This is a genomic window from Pseudomonas viridiflava (assembly GCF_001642795.1).
Taxonomy (GTDB): Bacteria; Pseudomonadota; Gammaproteobacteria; order Pseudomonadales; family Pseudomonadaceae; genus Aquipseudomonas; species Aquipseudomonas viridiflava.
In genome coordinates this window covers 433,303-452,137 of sequence record NZ_LKEH01000027.1, presented here as the reverse complement: position 1 = coordinate 452,137, position 18,835 = coordinate 433,303, and the positions used below count along the sequence as shown (strand labels likewise).

General features: G+C 60.3%; 15 protein-coding genes and 1 pseudogene. 9 read left to right on the top strand and 7 right to left on the bottom strand.

The features are described 5' to 3' along the window. The first annotated feature begins 2 nt into the window (after positions 1-2). From AO065_RS17335 to AO065_RS17325, 3 genes are all read left to right on the top strand, one after another. A complete protein-coding gene (locus AO065_RS17335; RefSeq protein ID WP_004882259.1) occupies positions 3-428 on the top strand; it encodes an HPF/RaiA family ribosome-associated protein in 426 nt (141 codons plus the stop codon). A 9-nt stretch (positions 429-437) separates the two neighbouring features. After that, complete coding sequence (locus AO065_RS17330) at positions 438-1,613, top strand: baeRF3 domain-containing protein (RefSeq protein WP_004882263.1); 1,176 nt, start codon at positions 438-440, stop codon at positions 1,611-1,613. Between the two features lie 82 nt (positions 1,614-1,695). Further along, positions 1,696-1,974 (top strand): hypothetical protein, encoded by a 279-nt coding sequence (locus tag AO065_RS17325; RefSeq protein WP_004882265.1) that lies wholly within the window; start codon positions 1,696-1,698, stop codon positions 1,972-1,974. A gap of 32 nt (positions 1,975-2,006) precedes the next feature. Here the strand turns inward: AO065_RS17325 and AO065_RS17320 are convergent, their stop codons facing one another. From AO065_RS17320 to AO065_RS27880, 5 genes and pseudogenes are all read right to left on the bottom strand, one after another. Further along, a complete protein-coding gene (locus AO065_RS17320) occupies positions 2,007-3,608 on the bottom strand; it encodes a rhamnogalacturonan lyase B N-terminal domain-containing protein (RefSeq protein ID WP_004882267.1) in 1,602 nt (533 codons plus the stop codon). Between the two features lie 30 nt (positions 3,609-3,638). Continuing rightward, entirely contained in the window at positions 3,639-4,844 is a 1,206-nt protein-coding gene (locus AO065_RS17315; protein ID WP_032650988.1) for a pectate lyase family protein, read from the bottom strand. A 136-nt stretch (positions 4,845-4,980) separates the two neighbouring features. After that, on the bottom strand, positions 4,981-6,168 hold the full coding sequence (locus AO065_RS17310; RefSeq protein ID WP_004882270.1) for an MFS transporter: 1,188 nt from the start codon (positions 6,166-6,168) through the stop codon (positions 4,981-4,983). A gap of 136 nt (positions 6,169-6,304) precedes the next feature. Then, positions 6,305-7,069 (bottom strand): methyl-accepting chemotaxis protein, encoded by a 765-nt coding sequence (locus AO065_RS27885; protein WP_407072047.1) that lies wholly within the window; start codon positions 7,067-7,069, stop codon positions 6,305-6,307. Positions 7,070-7,159: 90 nt separating this feature from the next. Continuing rightward, positions 7,160-8,194: pseudogene (locus AO065_RS27880) on the bottom strand (HAMP domain-containing protein); the annotation flags it as partial. 763 nt (positions 8,195-8,957) lie between these two features. Between AO065_RS27880 and AO065_RS17300 the strand changes: the two are divergent. From AO065_RS17300 to AO065_RS17275, 6 genes are all read left to right on the top strand, one after another. After that, the gene (locus AO065_RS17300; RefSeq protein ID WP_004882273.1) at positions 8,958-11,363 is read left to right on the top strand and encodes a TonB-dependent receptor plug domain-containing protein; all 2,406 of its coding nucleotides are present in this window, start codon (positions 8,958-8,960) and stop codon (positions 11,361-11,363) included. A 62-nt stretch (positions 11,364-11,425) separates the two neighbouring features. Next, positions 11,426-12,412, top strand: coding sequence for an amino acid ABC transporter permease (locus AO065_RS17295; protein ID WP_032650960.1), 987 nt, complete (start codon positions 11,426-11,428; stop codon positions 12,410-12,412). Continuing rightward, positions 12,405-13,199 (top strand): amino acid ABC transporter ATP-binding protein, encoded by a 795-nt coding sequence (locus AO065_RS17290; RefSeq protein ID WP_004882275.1) that lies wholly within the window; start codon positions 12,405-12,407, stop codon positions 13,197-13,199. The genes AO065_RS17295 and AO065_RS17290 overlap by 8 nt, the downstream gene beginning before the upstream one ends. 32 nt (positions 13,200-13,231) lie before the next feature. After that, entirely contained in the window at positions 13,232-14,176 is a 945-nt protein-coding gene (locus tag AO065_RS17285) for an ABC transporter substrate-binding protein (RefSeq protein WP_004882276.1), read from the top strand. A 22-nt stretch (positions 14,177-14,198) separates the two neighbouring features. After that, positions 14,199-15,779 (top strand): flavin monoamine oxidase family protein, encoded by a 1,581-nt coding sequence (locus tag AO065_RS17280; RefSeq protein WP_032650962.1) that lies wholly within the window; start codon positions 14,199-14,201, stop codon positions 15,777-15,779. A gap of 45 nt (positions 15,780-15,824) precedes the next feature. Next, positions 15,825-16,259 (top strand): RidA family protein, encoded by a 435-nt coding sequence (locus AO065_RS17275; protein WP_004882278.1) that lies wholly within the window; start codon positions 15,825-15,827, stop codon positions 16,257-16,259. A gap of 60 nt (positions 16,260-16,319) precedes the next feature. Here AO065_RS17275 and AO065_RS17270 read toward each other — a convergent pair whose 3' ends face one another. Both AO065_RS17270 and AO065_RS17265 read right to left on the bottom strand, forming a co-directional pair. Further along, positions 16,320-17,279, bottom strand: a complete 960-nt coding sequence (locus AO065_RS17270) for a D-isomer specific 2-hydroxyacid dehydrogenase family protein (protein ID WP_004882279.1) — start codon at positions 17,277-17,279, stop codon at positions 16,320-16,322. Continuing rightward, positions 17,276-18,622: an LLM class flavin-dependent oxidoreductase gene (locus AO065_RS17265; RefSeq protein ID WP_004882280.1), complete on the bottom strand. Its 1,347-nt coding sequence runs from the start codon at positions 18,620-18,622 to the stop codon at positions 17,276-17,278. The genes AO065_RS17270 and AO065_RS17265 overlap by 4 nt, the downstream gene beginning before the upstream one ends. Positions 18,623-18,835: the final 213 nt, after the last annotated feature.

The window sequence follows — 18,835 nt, the reverse complement described above, 5'->3', positions numbered from 1 at the left end:
ACATGCAAGTTCAGGTGGACAGTAATCACATCGAAGGCAGCGCAGAGCTGCAGGAGTGGGTCGGCAGCACAGTCGTTGACGAACTGGAGCGCTATAGCGATCTGCTGACCCGGATCGAGATTCACGTAGGCGACGTCAACGCACAGAAAGCCGGAGCCCAGGACAAGCGCTGCCAGATAGAAGCGCGACCCAAGGGGCATACGCCGCTTTCCGTCACCCACAAGGCGGACAGTCTGGATCTGGCTGTTGCCGGCGCTGCACGCAAAATGAGCCATGCGCTGGAACACCTTGTGGGCAAGCTGTCTACGAAAGTCGAGTCAACCGGGCATCTGACCGCTCCGGTTGTGCATGAGGACTCGGCCGCCGAGATCGATGCCATGCTGGAAGACGAGTTCCTCGCGAAACAGTCTCGTCTTGCCAAAGACTAGGAGGTCGTCATGGTTCAGATTCAACCCTTTACCCGGCAGACCCTGGACACGCTTCTGGAATTGGCGGGACGTCCCAATCTCAGTGTGTACATGCCAACGCATCGAACCTTTCCGCAGCGTACTCAGGATCCGATTCGACTGAAAAATCTGATCAAGGAGCTGGAAACCCTGCTGGAGCGCCACTACCCGCAGATAGCCAAGCAGGCATTGATCACCCCGTTCCAGGCGCTGATCGACGATCAGGTTTTCTGGAATACCTGCCCTGAAGGCATCGCAATTTTTGGCGGGCTTGAACATTTCATGGTGGTGGGCCTGCACAAGGCGGTGGCTGAAACCGCCGTGGTCAACAGCCATCCCTACCTGAAACCCCTGTTGCGCCTAGCGCCGATGACCGACCGCTATCAGGCCCTTTGTCTGTCGCGCGACAGTGTGCGTGTCTACGAAGGATCGATGCAGAGCCTGCAGGAAATCAGTCTGCCGGAGGCGGTACCGACGAATCAGAACGAGGCGTTGGGCGAAGACCTGACCCCTCGTGATCAGCGAGGTCATCCGGACGGCTTCAGCGGCGGCGGCGAACGCGGTGATCCGATGATGCATGAGTCGGGGGGCAGCGGTAAGCAGGAGGAAATCAACCTCGACCGGGAACGGTTTTTCCGCATCGTCGACCGCAAGATCACCGAACACTGTTCGCGTGTCTCGAAACTGCCGCTTGTTTTGGTGGCACTGCCTGAAAACCAGGCGGTATTCAGGACGCAAAGTCGCAATCCATTTTTGCTTCCCGAGGGCGTCGAGCAGGATCCCGCAACCCTTACAGCGGCGCAGTTGACGGCGGCTTGTGGAGAACTCATCGGCGTGCGACACGATGACAGGCTCAACGAGGCCTTGGGGCGTTACGAAAGAGCCGTGGGACAGCGGCTGAACGCAAACGAATTGCCGGACATCGCCCGGGCCGCCACCGAGGGCAGGGTGGCCCTGCTGCTGGTCGAAGCCGAACGCACAGTGAATGGCGTTATGGACGGGATGAGTGGCGATCTTGCGATTCGGAGCGGCGACGATCCCAGTGCGGATGACGTGCTGGACGAGATGATTCTGGCCGTCATGCAGCATGGCGGGGAGGTCATCGTCCTCCCGCCTGAGCGCTCGATGCCCAGTGAGACGGGCGCTGCGGCTGTTTATCGCTACTGACCTCCAACGGACCGCGGGTTCGTGGCCCGTGGTCCCTATTTTCACTTCCCGGCCGATAAAAACAGGCTCAGGAGGCGCAACCATGACCAGAAACGACAAGCAGATGGAACTCAAGGCATGGCACCTGTTACTGGAAGACGATACCTATCGCCTGGATCTTCCCGACGACTTTTATCAGACCCTCATCCGTCGGGCGGACGAGCTGGTGCTGCGCGAGGTGATCACCCTGCAGGAGTGGCAGCGCTTGAAAGACACTGCCGATGCCGTTTATGAAAAAACACTACAGAGTCTATCGACCCTGCAACGTGATCGTCTGGACACCGTTTCGATTGATCTGTGTATCTCATCGGAGAAGCCATGAACGATCAAGGCAGATGCGTGCGGTTACTGGTTTTATTCAACCAGTTGCACGCTGTCATAGACAAAGCCCGGACTGAGAAAGCCCGTGCCTGACTTGCCGGAGGCAACGCCGATCTCGAGAGTATTGGTGCCCGCGTGCAGCGCAGACGCCGGAATGTCGAATTCGAACGGCACGTTGTTGCCACGCCAGGTTCCACGGGTGATCCCACGGCTGTCGGGCTGCACCGACGCAGCAGGCACCGGTGCATGCCAGCTGCCGTTGACACTCAATTGCGGACGTCCGCCAGCCTGAGCCAGTGATAGGAGCACGCGCAGCCGGTAGTCGTGCACTTCGTTGGCGCCCAGCACAAAGTCGATCCGGGCCGGACTGTTGATGTCGCGCCATTGTGCGGCCGGGAAGTCGGCAAGGGTGCTTGTTCCGACCGTGTACTTCCCAGTGGTCCAGGGTGCCATCCGCGCGTCGGACGGATGAGCCGAGGGCAGAAGTCTTGCGTTACGAAAGCCTGCGGGCGTTCCATCGGGCAGGCCGATTTGCCATTTCACTCGGCCCGAAGGCGGCTCGGCGTGCAAACTGGTTTGTGTGACGCGACCAGCCGACACGTCTAGCGTGCTGTGAGCGATGTCCAGTTCGTTCTGGTAAAGCGTCGATCGATAGCGGCCCGGACGAACATCGGCCAAACAGAAATCACCTGTTGTGGAGGTTCGAGCCCAATACTCTGCCGTGTCATTACTCAGGCCAACCACAACCGACGTGCCTTGGACAGCTCCCGAGGCATGGCCTGACACCGAACCTCGCTCAGCGCTGCTCAGAAACCCTTTAAGCCCCAGCGTGCCATTCAGAAAATCCAGGTTGGTCAGCACGGCCGACGGTGCTTCTCCCTGGGTAAACAGCAGACCATACGCACCGTGCAGACCGCCCCGGTAAGCTTCGGTCTGGGTATGGTTGGAAAACATGTAGTTGTACAACTCGTGAGTCTTTACGGTTTTCTGCGTGGCGATGTCCTTGAAAAACGGACCTCCCGAACTGAGCTCGCGATTGCCCATGAGCATATAAACAGCCACGCCCGGTCCTTTCACGCCGTGAAGGGGGTCATCAATCATGGGCTGTGCCGAATAGAACTTTGAACTGGTGCGTCCGTCCGGCAGCAAAAACACATCCTTGCCTTCAATCGCTGTGCCGACGTTGGAATCGGTTCCGTGATCGGCCTTGGGCAGCGTGCCGACATCGAGGCGCGCAACGAATCGCAACTCGCCAACCGGCAGCAAGGTGGGTGCGTACGTCGCCATGTAAATTGCATCGCGGCCTTTCACCGCCATGTAGTACTGCGTGAGATCGCCCGCGTGGGCGCTGATCACGATCACATCTCCGACGGTCCTGACATCCACCTGCGCCGCGCCCAGGCCTGATGCAATCTGCGACGCTTTGGGCTCGCGGGTCTGTAATTCCTGACCCCGGTAGCGCATGGAAACCAGATCGCCGTTGCGCTCGTCCACGCTGAAGACCAACTGACTACCGGTGTCCACGACAATCCGCGGCGGGGTTCGAACGAACCCGAAGGATGCGCTTTGTGCCTCGCCGGCAAGACCGACCAGACAACAAAAAGCGCAGCACAGCATCCAGATCAAACGAGGCATCAGGCGTACTCTCGGCATTTGGAATCGAAATCAGTCCCTGCCCGCACCGGCGTGCAGGGGCACTTGCGCCAATGCTTTTTCGGCAGACAAGGGCGTCACGAGGTATTGACGGTAGGGCGCGAACGCTTCAAGCACTGCGTCGTCTTGCGGGCGATAATCGTCGCCGCTCAGTTGTTGCAGGTTGGCGGCGCACGCTCTGCCTAGGGTGCGCTGGCATTCGTCATCGACAGATGCAGCGGCAGCGGTCGAGAACAGGGCGAACCCGGTGCCCGGCTGCTGGGTATCGTTGAACATAGGGTGTGTCACGCTTTCGAAGCCGTTCGCTTCGACCAGCAATTGCGAGGAGGGCGTGCGCGACATGATTGCGCCCTGATAGGTCATGCGAGCAAACACGTTGTTGACCAACTGAGCGATGACCGCAGCATCGTGCATGCCCCCCGCATGTGGCGCGCGACCTGAGGTGTCATGCACGTAATTGCGGGCCAGCGTCAACGTGTCATGGCTGCCGAGGAACAGCCACACCCAGTAATGATGGCCGTCGCAGGTCGAGGACCATGGCGTACGCCCGTCGAATTCGTTATCGGAAATTGTCACATGGGACGCCGCGCCGAAACCGGTCACGATCATCTGCCTGCCGATGCGCGCGAAGGTGTTGTGGTTGATCCAGACGCCGTCTGCGTCGTCGATGGTCAGCGCATCGCCGCCCCAGACTACCTGCGCATTGATGTCGGACAAGGTGAGGTTGCGAACGATGACGTTGTGGACACCGCTACCGATGAACAGGCCCATCCCCTGAATGCCTGCCTGTTTTCCCACGCCTTCCAACGTCTTGTTTGAACCGATCTTCAAGCGCTGCAACCCGGCGTTGTCATAGGTCACGGAGGCAGGCGGCCTGGACTGGCAGAAGTTGTTTGCCCCGTTGAGCGCCAGTTGCGCTCCACCCTTGGGACAGGCGTTGACCATGCAGCCGGTCTCCGTGGTGGTAGCACTGCCGTTTGCCACAACGCTGCCACGAAAATCGAAAGTGCGGTCCAGCACTACTACGCGTGGTGTGGCGTCTGTGCAATGACCACGATGATCGTACGTGCTGCACAACGCCTGCTTGAGTTCATCAAGCGTCGCAGGATGCACAGCGGCAGCACTGCCGCCACCTGTGACATCTTTTGCAAAACCGTCGGGATGCTCGGCAGCCTGCAACAGCGAAGGTGTGACGAGAACGGCGCAACACAAGGCCATACCCTGCAGCAGCGATCGACGCAAAAGAATGTCCTCACAGGCAGCAAACGAATCGTTGAAGGCCGATCATCCGACATTTAACGATTCGCTGGCGTGTAGATCGACGCTTCTTAAGCTGCTGTTCAGCCGCCCGTGTCTATTCACCACCCTTCATGCGTCGCGCCATCAGGTAAATACCCAGACCGGCCAGCGCACAGCCTGCGCCGATATAACCCGTGCTGGTCCAGCCCAGACCCGCGGTGATCGCCATGCCGCCGAACCAAGGACCCAATGCATTGGCCAGGTTGAACGCAGCATGGTTGGAGGCCGCAGCCAGACTCGGCGCTTCGTGGGCGATGTCCATCAGACGAATCTGCAGCGGTGCGGCCAGCGCGACCATGGTGCCGACCAGCGCGATGCCGAGCAGTACGCCCCACAGCGAACCGGCGGCGAACGGGAAGAACAGCAGGACCGCCATCGACCAGATCAGCAGCACGCCAACAGCCTTGAACTGCATGCGGTCGAACAGCTTGCCACCTGCGACGTTGCCGATGATGCCGCCCACACCGAAGGCCGCCAGCCCGAAAGGAATCCACTGTGGTGAGACGCGCGTCACTTCGAGCATGGTCGGTGCCAGATAGCTGAACACGCAGAACATCCCGGCAAAGCCTACGGCACCGATGGCCAGCGCCATCCACACCTGCGGCTTGGTGAAAGCACCCAGTTCCTTGCGCGGATCGCTGCGCGGCTCGTCATGACGGTCCGGTACGAATTGCCAAACCAGTGCGATGGTGCAGAGGGCAATCAGGCCCACCAGCGCGAACGCCGAACGCCAGCCGAAGAACTGACCAAGAAAGGTCGCAATCGGGTTACCCAACAACATCGCCAGCGTCAGGCCCATCATCACCCGCGCCACCGCGCCAGCCCGTTGGTTGTCCGGCACCATGCTGGACGCCACCACCGCAGCGATACCGAAGTAGGCTCCGTGAGGCAGGCCGCTGATGAAACGGAAGGCCACCAGACTGCCAAAGGTCGGCGTGAAGGCCGTGGCCACGTTGCCAATCGCGTAGAGCGCCATCAGCAACAACAGCATGTGTTTGCGCAACAGTTTGGCGCCGAGGATCGTCAGCAGCGGGGCGCCTACCATCACACCAAGGGCGTAGGCGCTGATGGCATGCCCGACCTGAGGTTCGCTCAGGTGCAGATTATTGGCGATGTCAGGCATCAGGCCCATGATTGCGAACTCGCCCGTACCGATGGCGAAGCTGCCCACGGCCATGGCCGCTTCCATTTTGCCAGCGGCGCGCGCGGGCAGAACGTGCCCGTTTTTTTGCTGAATCGACATGCGTCGCTCCGTTTTTAAGGATTACCAAACCAAAAACGCCGATGGCATGCGCGCATCGGCGAAGGGTTCTAGAACAGCGATTGCCGAGAGAGTTCCGGCCAAGTCAGCGGCGCATTGCGAAAGGCGCGGTTCGATGTCAGATGCGGAAGCTTCCCACAAGTTGTGTCAGACGGGCCGACTGTCGTTCCAGATCAGTACAGGCGCGCAGCGTTGCGTTGAGGTTTTCCACGCCTTCCTGGTTCAGGGTATTGATCTGGGTGATGTCAACGTTGATGGCTTCCACCACTGAGGTCTGTTCTTCGGTCGCTGTGGCCACCGATTGGTTCATGCCGTCGATTTCACCGATGCGCACACTGACGCTCTCAAGACTGGCAACGGCCTGATTGGCGATGCCGACCGTCTCGATGCTTTCACGCTGGCTGTCGGTCATGATTGCAACCGCTTCCCGAGCGCCGGACTGCAATTGCTCGATCATTTCCTGCACCTGACTGGCAGACTCCTGGGTGCGATGGGCTAGGCTGCGCACTTCATCTGCGACCACGGCAAAGCCTCGTCCTGCCTCGCCGGCGCGCGCGGCTTCAATTGCGGCATTCAGGGCCAGCAGATTGGTCTGTTGAGAGATGCCGGTGATCACTTCCAGAATCTGACCGATGTTGGCCGTTTTCGTGTTGAGTGCTTCTATCTCGTCACTGGCGCCACTGATCCGCGACGACAGGCGGTTCATTGCAGCGATGTTCTTGCCCACCACTTCCTGTCCATTGGAGGCGAGGGTACGGGCATCGCTCGAATGGCCCGAGGCCCGTGCGGCATTCTGTGCGATCTCTTGGGCGGCCGCGCCCAGTTCGTTAATGGCCGCCGCCACGCTGCTGGTGCGATTGGCTTGCTGATCGGAGTTGAGCATGGAGGAGTTCGATGCGCTCACGACCCTCAGTGCGACTTCGTTGAGCTGGGTTGTGGAAGACGCGACCTCACGCATGGAGTCGTGAATACGCTCCACAAACAGATTGAAACCATTGCCAAGGTAGCCGAACTCGTCCTGGCTCTGAATGACCAGACGCTTGGTCAGGTCGCCTTCGCCTGCGGCGATGTCATGCATGGCACGGCCCATCAGGTTCAGCGGGCGCATCAGCACACTCAGCAGCATCCCGAGAAGACCGATGATCAGCACCACAGCGATGACCGTGGCCACGATTGCCGAGTTTCGGAACTCGCTCAGCGCAGCATACGCTTTGCTTTTGTCCATCGCCACGCCGACATACCAGTCGACCGAGGGCAGCCCGTTCACGTGAGCAAACGTCAGAATCTGGTTCTTGCCGGCGAATTCGCTTTCACTGAGTTCCTGAGACAGTCCGGGTGTGCTGACCGGATAGACTTCAGCCAGCGTTTTCATGGCCAGTGAAGCGTCAGGGTGGACCAGAATGCGACCATTGGCATCGACCAGAAATGCGTAGCCATCGTTGTGCAGGCGCAGCGAACTGATCATTTTTACCAGAGTTTCCAGGCTCAAATCTCCACCGACGACGCCTGACACTCCCGACGCGGATTTGACAGGTGTTGCAATGGTGACGATCAGGCCCTTGGTGACCGCATCGAGATAGGGCTCGGTGAGCGTCGTCTTGCCCGCTGCGATGGCGCCGGTGTACCAGGGCCGGGTTCTGGGATCATAGTCACCCGGCATATCGTCAGGAGGCTGGGTGCTGAAAGAACCGTCTTTCTTGCCCACGTAAATGCTCATGAATGTAGAAAGCAGAGTCGGCTGGCCAAGGGCAATATTCTGCGCCTCGCTCGATTGAGGAACGGCTGCGTTCTCCGCGAGATTTTCCACCAGCAGGATCCGCCCTGAAAGCCAGTTGCGGATGTTGCCCGCCGTGCTGTCACCTGTCTGGTTCAGGTTTTCTTTCAATTGCGCGCGCAGAGCATTGCGTTGCAGGTAGTCGTTGTAAAACGTGAACGATGTGAACGCCGCGATGACGACGAGGGAGGCAGCCAACAGAATCTTGTGGCTGAATTTCAGGGTTCTGGTCATGCGAATACGAGCCTTTGAAGTGTCTAGCGCGATGGTTTTATGTTGCTGAGTCACTTCGGCGCTTATCGGCGGCTACCCTGATTAATAAATGCCGCTCGTCATATAGCTGTCCCGGAACCGACACATGACGCACATCTGTTACTCGCGATCGGCCGTTGTAACCGCCTTCCGATACCCAAGACAAATGCAGAAAATATAATATTAATATGCATACATGATGAATATTAATAATATTAGCTTATACATAAATAGAATTATATTTTCAGTATTCATTCCGTTATGTTGCAGTTCTACGGCCTACCCCTTACCCCGGATGGTACCAATCGCGATCAAGAATCTGCGCACCATGCCGCAGAACGCAGCCACGGCCAACCGCCAAAAACTGCGCGGCATGACAGGGTGATCACCGCTGATCCCTGTAGCAGAGTCGTTGGAAGGGAGTTCGACGTATGTTGCTTTTCCACCCTCGTCATTCGCTGTTCATGTTCAGCGCTACCAGTCCTGTGCGTCCTGCACCCATCTTGCTGTTTTCCGGCGCTCCGCCTCCTGCATAGCTTCGACGGCTGAGCACCTCAGGCTGTCGTGCGCGTTGCGCGTGTACGCGGCAAAGGACGTCCTCCACCAAGCAACTTTATAGAGAGCGCTGTTCAGGTGACGGCGCAAGTACCCGACCGCGCGAGCTGGAAGCATGGCCGATGATGACGGCCATTCTGGAGTGGACATGAAACGAGTCATACAACACGCCCGAAGCCGGGTCTCGCTCATGGGCTTCAGCCCCTTGGCCGTCGCCATCGGCGGCGCACTGCTGTCAGACGGTAGTCAGGCCCAAGGTGCGCCCGCCAGCGAAAACAGCACGCTGTCGGCGGTCGTCGTGACCGGCAATCGCGGCGCCGGGCAACGCACGGTGACCAGCAGCGCGGTGCCCATAGATGTGGTCAGTGCCCGGCAATTGCAGAGCACCGGCAAGCCCGGATTGATGGAAGCCTTGAGCGCGGTGATTCCGTCGCTGACCCTGCCGGAGAAAACCGGCTGGGACGCCAGTGGCATTGCCCGCGCGCCGAACCTGCGCGGGTTGAGTGCCGCTGAAGTGCTGGTTCTTGTCAACGGCAAGCGCCGCCACACCAGCGCCACCCTGAACATCAACGGGATCAATACCGGCGCTGCGCCTGCCGATCTGGACTTCATTCCGATCAGCGCCATCGACCATGTCGAAGTGCTGCGCGATGGCGCTGCGGCCCAATACGGCTCGGACGCGATCGCCGGTGTGATCAATGTGATTTTAAAGGCCGACACCAGCGCAACGTCGGTAACCAACGCCGGTATCGGCTATGACGGTAAAAAACAGACCGTTCAGCAGAGCCTGAACAAGGGCTTCGAGATCGGCGACGGTGGCATCGTGCAACTGGCACTGGACGCCCGCAGCCAGAACGATGACAACAAGGCGTCCGCCAACGGTTACACCGAACAGCAGGCACTTGGCCAGGCGGGCAAGAGCACCTACGGCGGCTATGGCACACCCAAGACCAACCTGCTGACCCTGGGCTACAACGCCGAACTGCCAGTCGATGACAGCCTGAGCCTGTATTCCTTCACCACCTATTCGCACCGCAAGGGCGAACAGGGTCAGAATTTTCGTCTGCCGACCATCACCAATACCATTACGACCAGCCCGAACGGTTATCCCGCCGGCTATGCACCGACCTGGTACATCGAAGAGGACGATATTCAGGCGGCATTTGGCGGCAAGGGAACCCTGGGTGAGTGGGACTGGGACCTGTCCAGCACTTATGGCCGTAACGAGGCGGAGCAGGGCACTTGGCACAACCAGAATCCCTCATTGGGCGAGGCGACGCCCAACAGCTTCACCTCAGGCACCTGGATTGCCAGCGAGCTGACCACCAATCTGGATTTCAAGCGCGGTTTCGACATCGGCCTGCAGAAACCGCTGGACCTGTCCTACGGCTTCGAGCATCGGCGCGAGACTTATGAGGTGCAAGAGGGCGACTGGGCTTCCTACGCCGACGGCGGTTATTGCGTTGCGCCAGGCAATTGCGCGTCGTCGGGGGCGCAGGTCACCAATGGCATTTCCCCTGACGAAGCCAGCAGCACCTCGCGCAATAGCGTCGCCGGTTATGTCGACGCGGGATTCAATCCGTTGCCTGAGTGGTATCTGGGCACGGCGCTGCGGTACGAGCATTACAACCAGGGCGTCGGTGGTACACGCAGCGGCAAGCTCACCACCCGCTATGATTTCACCCCGCAATTTGCCGTGCGCGCCACGGTAAGCAACGGATTTCGTGCGCCGTCGCTGGCCAACAGCCTGTTCAGCGCTCGCTCGACCACTTACGGCATCGTCGACGGCACTTACCAGTCGATCAACTACGGCGTTCTGCCGGTCGGATCGGGCGCGGCAAAAGCCCTCGGCGCACAGGACCTCAAGCCAGAGCGGTCCACCAACTTCAGCCTGGGTTTCACCCTGACGCCGACGGAGCGCCTGAGCCTGACGGCCGATGCCTACGTGATCAACCTGCGTGATCGCATCACCCTGACCGGAACCTTGCTGGGTGATGAAGTGACCCAGGTGCTGCTCAACAACGGCATCAACTCAACCTCCGGCGGCCAGTATTTCATCAACGGCGCCGACACCCGCACCAAAGGCGTGGATCTGGTCGGCAACTACCGTCAGGACCTCGGCCGGTACGGCTCTTTGAAGTGGACGGCTGCCTTCAACTGGAATCAGACGCAGATCCTCAACTACAAGGAGTCCACGTCGATCCTGGCCACCTCCTACGAGTTGATGGACCGTGAGGCGCGCAACCTGATCACGGGCGTTCAGCCCAAGACCAAGCTGATTCTGGGCGGCGACTGGCGCATCGAACGCTTCAACCTGAATCTGGCCCTGACACGCTATGGCGCCTACAAAGAGGTCAACGCCTCCAGCGACCGCTCGCTGGACCGTGTCTACGCCGCCAAATGGATCACCGACCTGGACCTGGGCTACGACCTCACCAAAACCCTGAACGTGGCCATTGGTGCCAAGAACCTTTTCGACATCTATCCCAAAAAGCAGGGTGTGCCCAGCAGCACCATGGTCAGCAGTTACGGCACCTATTCGCCCTTCGGCTTCACGGGTGGTTACTACTACACCCGCCTGAGCTATGCGTTCTGAATCGCCCCAGACCCACACCCCAAACAACAGCCTGAGATGTACATGCGTGCGAGGAACCGTCCATGCCTATAGTCGCCAAACCCTTTGACCTCATCGATGACGCGGGTCATTACCCGATACCAAAGCGCCAGGCCAGACCGGCAGCCAGACCTGAAACCATAAAGGCCCTGAGGGTGGTCCCGTCCCGTCATCCCTGGCGATGGGCCGGGTCGATATTTGCGGCCATGGTGCTGCTGGCCATCGGTCATTCGCTGGCGAGCAACCCGCGCTGGGAGTGGGGCGTTTTCGGTCAGTGGTTCTTCTCGCCGTCGGTATTGCGCGGCCTGGCACAGACGCTTTTATTGACCCTCTTAAGTACGGTTTTCAGCATTCTGCTCGGGACGGGGCTCGCGCTGGCGCGTCTCTCCGGCTCCCCGTTGCTGGCCGCGCTGGCGTGGGGCTACATCTGGTTCTTTCGCTCCATGCCTGCGCTGCTGGTGTTGATCATCCTCTACAACTTCGCCTACCTGTACGACCACATCGTGATAGGCGTGCCGCTCACTGATCTGGTGATCGCCCAGTGGTCGACGGTCGACGTGCTCAGCCAGTTCACTGTTGCGGTGCTGGGGCTGAGCCTGATGCAGGCGGCCTACACGGCTGAAATCATTCGCGGCGGCCTGATCGGCGTCGATGCCGGCCAGCATGAAGCGGCAGCGGCATTGGGGCTGCCCGCGTCCCGCAGGGTCCTGCGCATCATTCTGCCTCAGGCGCTGCGCTCGATTCTGCCGTCCGGTTTCAACGAGATCATCGGGCTGGTCAAAGGTACCTCCATTGTCTACGTACTGGCGCTGCCGGAACTGTTCTACACCGTGCAGGTGATCTACAACCGCACCCAGGCGGTGATTCCGCTGCTGATCGTCGCCACAGTCTGGTACCTGATCATTACCACCGTCCTCACCAGCGCGCAGTATTACGTCGAGCGCTATTTCGCCCGGGGCACGGCTCGCGTTTTACCGCCCACGCCGCTGCAACGAGTGCGTCGCTGGTTCAAGGAGAGCGCCCATGACTGAAGCCGTGAGCGTCACTCCGAACCTGCGGGCCGGACGCATCGAGATTCAAGGCGTCGGCAAGCGCTTTGGCAGTCAGCAGGTGCTCAAGGACATCGACCTGAGCATCGAACCGGGTCAGGTCACGGTGATTCTCGGACCGTCAGGCTCCGGGAAGTCAACGCTGCTGCGCACCATCAACCATCTGGAGAAAGTCGACAGCGGCCATATCACCATCGACGGTGAGTACGTTGGCTACCGGCGCAAGGGCGATCTGCTGTACGAACTCAAGGAGCGTGAGATTCTCAAGCGCCGCATTGACGTCGGTTTCGTGTTTCAGAACTTCAACCTGTTTGCGCACCTCACGGTCTGGGAAAACATCGCCGAGGCACCGCTGGCCCATCAGCGCTGGAACAAGGCCGAGGCCAAAACCAACGCCTTGGCGTTGCTGAAAAAAGTCGGGCTGGCCGACAAGCTCGATGCCTATCCACGCCAGCTTTCCGGAGGGCAGCAGCAACGGGTTGCGATTGCCCGTGCGCTGGCCCTCGACCCCAAGGTGCTGCTGTTCGATGAACCCACCTCGGCGCTTGATCCCGAGCTGGTCGGCGAGGTGCTGGACGTGATCAAGGGCCTGACCCGCCTGGGCGTCACGCTGGTGATCGTGACCCACGAAATCGGTTTCGCCAGAGAAGTGGCCGATCACGTGGTGTTTCTCTGCGACGGTCAGTTGATCGAACAGGGCCCCCCGGAACAGGTTTTTCTGCGTCCCCGCCATCCACGTACCGCTGCCTTTCTGGGCAAGGTGCTGTGAACCCGTTTGCCTGATCGAAGGAGTGATAGCCCATGTTAGTGAATACCGTCCGAGTGGCCGCGCTGGCACTCGCCGTCAGCGCGGGTTTGCCCGCATTTGCAGCGCAGGAGGATGCTTCCGGCGCCCCGAAGTTCGACCTGAGCCCTGACCAGCCGCGCATCCACGCACCGCGCAACGAAGCGGCCATTGCGCAGATCCCGCAAGGTTTCAAGTTCGCCCAGCCCGGCAAGTTCACGGTGGCCGTCTCGGGCACTGCGGGGCCGCCGTTGGCACTGCTGGCCAATGATGACAAGACCACCATCGGCAGTGAAGCCGACACCGCGCAACTGGTGGCCGACAGCCTGGGCCTGCAGTTGAATGTGGTACAGACCAGTTGGGAGGACTGGCCGCTGGGTGTCAGCTCAGGCAAATACGATGCGGTCATCAGCAACGTCACCGTGACCGAAGCGCGCAAGAAGCGCTTTGACTTCGCGACGTATCGTCAGGACGTGCTGGGCTTTTACGTCAAAAGCACCAGCCCGATCACCGAGATCAAGGAGGCCAAAGACATAGCCGGCCTGAAGATCATCGTCGGTTCGGGCACCAATCAGGAAAAGGTCCTGCTGGCCTGGAACGAAGCCAACGAAAAGGCCGGTATTGCGCCCGCGATCCTGCAGTACTTCGACGATAAGGCCGCCGCGCAATTGGCCGTACAGTCCCGACGCAGCGATGCGCTGTTCGGTCCCAACTCGATCTATGCCTACTCAGCGGCGATCACCGGCGGCATCAAGCGCGTCGGCGTGGTCAATGGCGGCTGGCCGCTGAAAGCCGACATCGCCGTGACCACCCGCAAGGACAACGGGCTGGTTCGACCGATCAATACAGCATTGGAGGGCGCGATTGCCGGAGGCCAATACGATCAGGTCCTCAAGCGCTGGGGCCTGGATGTGGAGCGCATCGACACGTCGCTGATCAACCCGCCCGGTCTTCCGGACTGACATCTATCAGGGAGCAATAAAGATGGGATTGACTCGACGTGAAGCGCTTTCAAGCCTCGCTGCCGTGGGCGGCGAAAAGGCGGTCAAGGATGCGCTCGCCGTATTGGGGCTGGGGCCATCGTCCCACCGGAGACCCCAGCCCTTGAAACTGCAAAAGGACCTGGGGCAGGGCACCCGCGTACTTGTGCTTGGCGCCGGGATTGCCGGGCTGGTGACAGCGCTGGAGCTGAAACGGGCCGGGTTCGACGTGCAGGTGCTCGAAGCCCGCGACCGGGTGGGTGGCCGAACCTGGACCCTGCGCAATGGCGACCGTGTGGACTACAAGGACGGTCGCTCGCAGACGGTGGCATTCGATCAAGGCGTTTATTTCAACGCAGGACCTGGCCGAATTCCGAGTCAGCATCGGACCCTGCTCGATTACTGCAGCGAACTGGGCGTGCCGCTGGAGGTGCTGGTCAACAGCAGCCACGGCGCGCAAGTGCGTCCGGACCTGAATCGACCGGCGTTCTCTGCCGGGCAGGCGATCAACGACGCCCGTGGCCACGTCTCAGGGTTGCTGGCTAAAGCTGTGCAGCGCGATGCGCTGGACGATCTGCTGAGCGCCGAAGAACGAAGCCGCCTGCTGGCTTTTCTGCAGGTGTATGGCGATTTGTCCCAGGAGTTGACGTACGAAGGCAGCCTCCGTGCCGGGCATCTTGAATCGGCCAGCCATCCGGGGGCGCTGCCGGGCAGCGTCGCTCCGCTGACGCTGGAGCGGCTGCTGCATCCCGAGCTCTGGGGCGCGTTGCTGCACACCGAATTTCCCGAGTTTTCGGCCACGATGTTCCAACCGGTCGGCGGCATGGACCGCATTACCGATGCCTTCTACCAGCGCCTGACCGGGCAGGTGCAGCTCGGCGCCAGGGTAAACAGCATTCGTCAGCACCCGGAGGGTGTGACCGTTACCTGGCACGATCAACGCAGTGGCCGCGAACAGGTGTCTCATGCCGACTATCTGGTCTCCACGCTGCCATTGCCGTTGCTGGCCGAGCTGGACACCGACTTCAGCGACCCTATCAAGACAGCGCTGCTGAGTACGCGCAACGATCAGGCGACCAAAGTGGCCTGGCAATCGCCACGGTTCTGGGAAACCGATTACCGCACCTACGGCGGACTGTCCTGGGTAGAACACCCGGCGCGCCTGCTCTGGTACCCGAGCAACGACCTGAATACCGCCGAAGGCCTGCTGGTTGCCGGTTACGTGACAGGCGAGGGCGCCGCAGCCTTCGGCAAGCTGCCTCTGGAGGCGCAGCACGCCACCTCACGCGAGGCCGTTGAGCTTTTGCATCCAGGTTATTCAAGGCACCTGCGCCATCCGCTGGCAGTGTCCTGGGAGCAGATCCCGTTCAGCGAAGGCCCATGGCTGCAACGCGAGCATTTCCCGGCCGACGCCAGCGCGTTGCTTGAAGCCGGCCACGGCCGGGTGTATTTCGCCGGCGATGGTCTGGTGCAGAGCGGCGTCGGCATCTGGCAGGAATCAGCCGCCAATTCGGCACGTCATGTGGTTGCGCAACTGGCTGAACAGGTAGTTCAGCAGCGTCACACCGCAGCGATTGCGGTGTGACGCTGTACCCATTCCCGAAAATCCATCCTCCAAGGAGCAACATCCATGAGCGACAGCATTCAACGCACCAGCGTCGGCGATTTCCCCATCTCGCAAACCGTGACCGTTCCAGCCTCCGCCAGTCTGGTGTTCATCAGCGGCACCTTGCCCGACCTTGCCAACCCTCATGCTCAGCCCGGAACACCTGCGGCCTACGGCAATACCGAAGTGCAGGCGGTTTCGGTATTCAACAAGCTGCGCGCCATCCTCAGGCAGCAGGACCTGGACCTGGGCGACATCGTGCAACTGCGGATTTTTCTGGTGGGCGCCGAAGAAACCGGCGGCAGGCTCGACTTCGCGGGCCTGCAGGCCGGCTACACGCAATTTTTCGGAACGCCTGAGCAGCCGAACAAACCCGCGCGTACTGCCTTACAGGTTGTGGCTCTGCCGTTGCCCGGGGCGTTGGTGGAAGTCGAAGCGATAGCGGCGAGGACCGCCTAGAAAGTCTTTACGAACACAGGGCTTCGACGTGAAGGCGTCGAAGCCCTTTTACGTTTCGGGTCAGTACCCGCGTTTCACGTTCGCCTGATTTTCCAATGCCGAGCCCTTCAGGTAGCGCTCCAGATTGGCCAGGAAACTGTTGGCAATCTCATGGTGACTGTTGCTGGAAATCGCCGAGGTATGAGGTGAAAGCCGAACCCTGGGGTGAGCGTAAAGCGGGTGGCCGTCCGGCAAGGGTTCGGGTTCGGTGACATCCAGCGACGCTAGGCCGACGCGACCCGTGTCCAGCGCTTCCAGCAACGCCTCATGGTCCAGCAGACCGCCCCGGGCGATGTTGATCAGGTGCAGATCCGGTTTGGCACTCTCCAGCACGGCGCGGTCGACGAGGTGCCGGGTCGAAGCGGTCAGCGGCGCTGCCAGTACCAGATGGTCGGAGCGGGCGAACAAATCATGAACGTCCCGTGCCGCTTCTACACCCGCCACCTCGAACGGCGTCTGGCTTTCACGCAGCGCAATCACCTTGATGCCCAGCGCATGGGCCTTGGTCGCCAGGCTGCGGCCAATCGCGCCAAACCCCAGGATCCCCAGGGTGCTGCCCTTGAGGGGCGTCAGTGCGGTGAAATTCCACTGCGAATCCTTTACCCAGATGTCCGGCAGATGCTTGGCCGCTGCGAAGATCGCCGCAAGGGCAAATTCGGCGATATTATCTGCCGCGCTGCCGCGTGAGGTACTCACTGGCGGGCCGTCGAAAAACCATGAAGGGTAGAAGTCGATGCCCGACGACACCACCTGAATCCACTTCAAGCCATAGGGCCAGCCGGGAGGCGCGGTATCAGGTGCCTGATAACCCCGCACGTTTATCGGTCGCGCCAGCAGTACGCTGACTTCTGGCGGTAGATCACTGGGCACCCCGGTGGGCACACTGATGATCCGAGCGTCCGGCAAGACAGCTTCCAGGCGTTGGCGGATGACCTCATTGAAATGTTCATCCAACTGACTGGCGATAACGAGCTGACTCATGCCAGTGCCTCGCTGTGTTCTTCCTGTGCGACGCCGGCATAACGATTGGGCGGCACGTCCAGAGCAAGATGATCGCGCAGCGTATCGCCGCTGTACTCATCACGAAACAGCCCGCGCTGTTGCAGCACCGGCACGACCAGCTCGGTGAAGTACGCCAGGCCGTCGGGCAGCAGCGAGTTGATGATGAAACCGTCGGCAGCGCTTTGTTCGAACCAGTTTTGTATGGCGTCTGCGACCTGTTCAGGTGTTCCGACGAAGTCGCGTCGCGGTCTGGAAAAACGTAGGGCGACTTCGCGCAGGGTGAGGCCTTCGTCACGGGCCAATTGCTTGATGCGGTCCGACCCGCCTTTCTGGCTGTTGGAACCCAGATCGCCCAGTTCGGGAAACGGTGCGTCGAGCGGGTACTGGCTGAAATCATGATCGTTGAACGGTCGGCCGAGCGCGACGATCGCGTCTTCGATGGTCACCAGCTTCACAGCCTGCCGATAACGGCTTTCCACCTCGGCTTCATCACGACCCACAATTGGACGGATACCCGGAAGAATCGACAACGTATCGGCATTGCGGCCGAACCCGGTGGCACGCTGCTTCAAATCCTGATAGTAGGCGCGGGCTTCTTCGAACGATTCGGCGTGGACGAATATCGCATCGGAATTCTGCGCGGCGAAATTACGCCCATCCTCGGAAGTGCCCGCCTGAAAAATCACCGGCTGGCCCTGCTTCGAGCGAGCGATGTTGAGCGGACCTTTGACCGCAAAGAACTCACCTTTGTGGTCCAGCGCATGCAGCTTGCCGGGGGTGAAAAACTCGCCGCTCTGCTTGTTGTAGGCGAAAGCATCGTCTTCCCAGGAGTCCCACAAGCCCTTGACCACTGCAACGTGCTCCTTGGCAATGCGATAACGCACCGCATGCGGCGGATGCTCGGCCTTGCCGAAGTTGTCGGCCGTGCCACTTAGCCAGGACGTCACCACGTTCCAGCCAGCCCGGCCGCCGCTGATGTGATCCAGCGAGGCGAACTGGCGGGCGACCTGGAAGGGTTCGGTGTAACTGACCGTGACGGTCGCCACCAGACCGATGTGATGCGTGGTGGCCGCCAGCGCAGAAAGAATGGTCAGCGGTTCGAAACGATTGAGGTAATGCGGGCTGGATTTTTCATGAATGTGCAGGCTGTCGGCGATAAACACGAAATCGAATTTCGCGGCTTCCGCCAATTGCGCCTGCTGCTTATAGAAGTCGAAATTGACGCTGGCATTGGCCAGGGCCTGCGGATGGCGCCATTCGCCCCAGCCGTGGCCGACGCCATGAACCATTGCACCGAGTTTCAGTTGGCGTTGCTTGCTCATGGGTGTACTCCTGTAGGGGTCGCATCATTTTCAGAACGGCAGCCGGAAGCGACCGCCCAAGGGTCGACGAGCCACCGCCCAGGGTTCAGGCGGGGACAGCAGCCTTGCGGGTAAGAGACAGAGGGGGGCATTAAAGGCAGGCTCCAGGCGGCGGGTATCGTTGATCGTGTGCCTCCGCCTGGAGGAAGGGGTCGGTCTGAAGTAAACCTAACC